The 4,478-nt window shown below is 61.5% G+C and carries 3 protein-coding genes; 2 read left to right on the top strand and 1 reads right to left on the bottom strand.

All coding sequences use genetic code 11. The features are described 5' to 3' along the window. The coding region (gene metH / locus AAAB16_RS17820; protein ID WP_340664526.1) for a methionine synthase at positions 1-1,955 on the bottom strand (1,955 nt) is incomplete at its 3' end. 200 nt (positions 1,956-2,155) lie between these two features. Here metH and AAAB16_RS17815 point away from each other — a divergent pair. Continuing rightward, on the top strand, positions 2,156-2,704 hold the full coding sequence (locus AAAB16_RS17815) for a nitroreductase family protein (RefSeq protein WP_340664525.1): 549 nt from the start codon (positions 2,156-2,158) through the stop codon (positions 2,702-2,704). 225 nt (positions 2,705-2,929) lie between these two features. After that, the gene (gene rluB, locus AAAB16_RS17810) at positions 2,930-4,267 is read left to right on the top strand and encodes a 23S rRNA pseudouridine(2605) synthase RluB (RefSeq protein ID WP_340664524.1); all 1,338 of its coding nucleotides are present in this window, start codon (positions 2,930-2,932) and stop codon (positions 4,265-4,267) included. The last annotated feature ends 211 nt before the right edge of the window (positions 4,268-4,478 follow it).

Genomic DNA, 4,478 nt, shown 5'->3' with positions numbered 1-4,478 from the left:
GTCTCGGCTTCCTTGACGCTGCCGTCGCCCTTGTACTTGTCGGCGATGGCGAGGAGGGCGTCGGTGCCTTCCGGGGTGCGGTTGAGGATCACGTCTTCGACGGCGTCGCGCAGTTCCTGCGGGATCTGGTCGTAGATCTCCAGTTGGCCGGCGTTGACGATGCCCATGGTCAGGCCGTTGCGGATCGCATACAGCAGGAACACCGAGTGGATCGCTTCACGCACCGGGTTGTTGCCGCGGAACGAGAACGACACGTTGGACACGCCGCCCGAGGTCAGGGCATAGGGCAGCTCATCGCGGATGTAGGCACAGGCGTTGATGAAGTCCACCGCGTAGTTGTTGTGTTCTTCGATGCCAGTGGCGACGGCGAAGATGTTCGGGTCGAAGATGATGTCTTCCGGCGGGAAGTCCACTTCGTTGACCAGAATGTCGTAGGAACGTTTGCAGATTTCCTTCTTGCGCGCTTCGGTGTCGGCCTGGCCGGCTTCGTCGAACGCCATCACCACCACCGCCGCGCCGTAGCGCTTGCACAGTTTGGCGTGGTGGATGAACTGCTCGACGCCTTCTTTCATGCTGATCGAGTTGACGATGCCCTTGCCCTGGATGCACTTGAGGCCGGCTTCGATCACTTCCCACTTGGAGGAGTCGATCATGATCGGTACACGGGAGATATCCGGCTCGGAGGCGATCAGATTGAGGAAGGTGACCATGGCCTTCTTCGAATCAAGCATGCCCTCGTCCATGTTGATGTCGATCACCTGGGCGCCGGCTTCTACCTGCTGCAGGGCGACTTCCAAGGCTTCGGTGTAGTTATCTTCGCGGATCAGGCGGGCGAACTTGGCGCTACCGGTAATGTTGGTGCGCTCGCCGACGTTCACAAACAACGACTGGCGGTCGATGGTGAACGGCTCCAGGCCCGAAAGGCGGCAGGCCTTGGGAATGTCTGGGATGGCGCGTGGCTTGTGCTTGGCCACCGCTTCGGCAATCGCTTTGATATGCGCAGGCGTAGTGCCGCAGCAACCGCCGACGATGTTCAGAAAGCCCGATGCGGCGAACTCTTCCACCACCACGGCCATTTCCGCCGGGCTTTCGTCGTACTCACCAAAGGCGTTGGGCAGGCCGGCGTTGGGGTGGGCGGAGACGTGGGTGTCGGCCTTGCCGGCCAGCTCTTCCAGGTACGGGCGCAGTTCTTTGGCGCCGAGGGCGCAGTTCAAGCCGACCGAAATGGGCTTGGCGTGACTGATGGAGTTCCAGAAGGCTTCGGTGGTTTGCCCGGACAAGGTGCGGCCCGAGGCATCGGTAATGGTGCCGGAAATCATGATCGGCAGCTCAAAGCCCAATTCTTCATACACGCCTTGCACGGCAAAGATTGCCGCCTTGGCGTTCAAGGTGTCGAAGATGGTTTCGATCAAAATCATATCCGCGCCGCCTTCAATCAGGCCGCGGGTGGCTTCGGTGTAGTTCTCCACCAGCTCATCAAAGGTGACGTTGCGAAAGCCTGGGTTGTTAACGTCGGGCGACAACGAGCAGGTGCGCGAGGTTGGGCCCAGTACGCCGGCGACAAAGCGTGGACGGTCCGGGGTTTCCAGCGTTTTTGCATCGGCCACTTGGCGAGCCAGACGGGCGCCTTCAACGTTCAGCTCATACACCAGCGCTTCCATGCCGTAGTCGGCTTGGGATACCTGGGTGGCGTTAAAGGTGTTGGTTTCCAAGATGTCCGCGCCGGCGTCCAGATAGGCTTTTTCGATGGCCTGAATGACATCCGGGCGGCTCAGCAGCAACAGGTCGTTGTTGCCTTTAACGTCGCTCGGCCAATCGGCAAAGCGCTTGCCGCGGTAGTCCTCTTCTTCCAGGCGATAGCTCTGGATCATGGTGCCCATACCGCCGTCGAGAATCAGAATGCGCTCGCTAAGGGCGTGCTGAAGAGACTGGAGACGAGCGTGGCGATCGGACATGGAGGGGTTACCTGACAAAGCGCGGAATAAAGTGGCCGCGATAATAGCAAACGCGCAGCGGCCTGGAGCGGGTTGGCGGTTTACATGAATTCTGCTCATGTTGGTGGGCGACATTGCCGGCATCTCGGCTAAATCGCACCGGCTATTTTCCGTTTCCCCCACTAGAATGCCCGCTGTACTTATTTGGAGATGGTCCCCCTATGGACGCGCTCGACGCTCTGCTCAACCGTGTTTCCGCCCCCCGTTTGACCGAACCTGCACCTGATCAACTGCAACGCCAAGTGTTGTTCCGCGCCGCACTGCGGGCGCCGGACCATGGCCAATTGCGGCCGTGGCGTTTTTTGACTGTGGAGGGGCGGGCGCGTAATCAGCTGGGTGAGCTGTTTGCATCAGCGCTGGGCGCAGATGCCACGCCGGAGGCACTGGCTAAAGCGCTGGCCATGCCGCTGCGGGCGCCATTGTTGGTGGTGGTGATTGCCCGTGTACAAGAGCACCCCAAGGTGCCGGCGCAGGAGCAGGTACTGGCGGCAGGGTGCGCGGCCCATGGCATTTTGCTCGCCGCGCATGCGCAGGGGGTTGGTGCGGTATGGCGCACTGGCGATCTGTCCTATAACGCGCGAGTGGCCAAGGGCTTGGGCTTGGCGCCTAACGAGCAGATCATTGCCTTTCTTTACCTGGGTACGCCGGAGCGCGAACTGCGTACGCCGGCAGATTTGCCGATTGATGAGTTTGTGCAGGCCTGGCCGTAAAGCCTTGCCTTCTGGATCCCCGCCTGCGCGGGGACGACAGTATTCCCCAAACGACGCCGTCATCCCCGCGTAGGCGGGGATCCAGCGCAAGTAGTCTTCCGTAGGGGCGTTTCCCGGACGCTCCGGCAATCCTGCGCTAGGCTTGCAAGGCGGCGCAGCGTATGATGCGCGCCCGCTGGCGGTTTCGTCGGCGGACATAGCGTTAATACACCGGGAGGTGCCCAGATGAGTGAGCAAGAAGAATACAGCCCAGCAGGGGAAAAACTGCAGAAAGTCCTGGCCCGTATTGGCATGGGTTCGCGTCGCGACGTCGAAGCCTGGATCGCCGAAGGCCGGGTCAAGGTCAATGGCAACCTCGCCACCTTGGGTCAACGCGTTGACCTGCATGACGCCATCGTTGTCGATGGGCGCCTGCTCAAACGCGAAGAAGCCAGCGAAGAAACCCGCCGTGTGCTGATTTACAACAAGCCAGACGGCGAGATCTGCACCCGCGACGACCCCGATGGTCGTCCCACCGTATTTGATCGTTTGCCGCGCCCTAAAGACGGCCGCTGGATCAATATCGGTCGCCTTGACATCAACACCACTGGCCTTTTGATGTTCACCACCGACGGTGAGCTGGCCAACCGCCTGATGCACCCCTCGTACCAGATGGACCGCGAATATGCGGTGCGTGTGCGTGGTGAGGTCGATGAAGAAATGATCGAACGCTTGAAGACCGGCGTGATGCTCGAAGACGGTCCTGCGCGTTTCACCGATATTCAGGAAGCCCCTGGCGGTGAAGGTTTTAACCATTGGTACCACTGCGTCGTGATGGAAGGCCGTAACCGCGAAGTGCGTCGTTTGTGGGAATCCCAGGGCCTGGTGGTTAGCCGTCTGAAGCGCGTGCGGTTCGGCCCGGTGTTTCTCACCTCCGACCTGACCATGGGCCGCTGGCGCGAAATGAGCCAACGCGAGGTGGATATTCTTGCCGCCGAAGTGGGCCTGACCTCCGTGCAGCAGCCGGGCATGAAGCTTAAAACCAAGGAAAAGCTCGACCGCTTGCAGCGCAAGTCGGCCAAGCCGGTGGGGCGTGGCGAACGTCCGGCGCGTACCTTGCGCCCAGCTCACGATGCCGGTGCTGATCGTCCAGTGCGCGCGCCGCGTGGCGAAGGTGCCGAGCGTCCGGTTCGTACCCCGCGTGGCGAGGGTGCCGAGCGTCCAGTGCGTACACCGCGTGGCGAAGGTGCCGAGCGTCCAGTGCGTACCCCGCGTGGCGAAGGTGCTGAGCGTCCGGTACGTGCACCGCGTGGCGAAGGTGCAGACCGCCCGGCGCGTACACCGCGCCCGGAAAATGGCGAGCGTCCACAGCGCAGCGGCCCGCGTCCGGACTCCGCTCCGCGCGGCCGTGGTACGCCAGTAGCTGAGCGTCCGAGCGACACCAACAAGAAGCGTCCGGCAGGCAAGCCTGTGCGGGTGGGTATCGAGTTGGCAGATCGTCCGGCGCGTAAGCCTGCGCCTAAGCGCAGTGGCCCAGCGGGTGGCGCTGGTCAGCGTCCAGGGTTTGGCCGTAAGCCTAAGTAAGTAAGCGTTGGCTGAAAGCGCGTAGTTAAGAATGGGGGCTTCGGCCCCCTTTCTTATGGGCGTGTGGTTTTGCGTGTTAGGTAGAGCGCTTTCTCCAGGCCAAAAAAAAGGGGCTCAGTTGAGCCCCTTTCTTAGTGCTGCGTTAGATCACTTACCCGCCCAGCGCTTGAGTACCAGCGTGGCGTTGGTGCCGCCAAAGCCGAAGCTGTTG

This window comes from Pseudomonas sp., assembly GCF_037994325.1.
GTDB lineage: Bacteria > Pseudomonadota > Gammaproteobacteria > Pseudomonadales > Pseudomonadaceae > Aquipseudomonas.
This window is presented reverse-complemented; position numbering and strand designations above follow the sequence as displayed.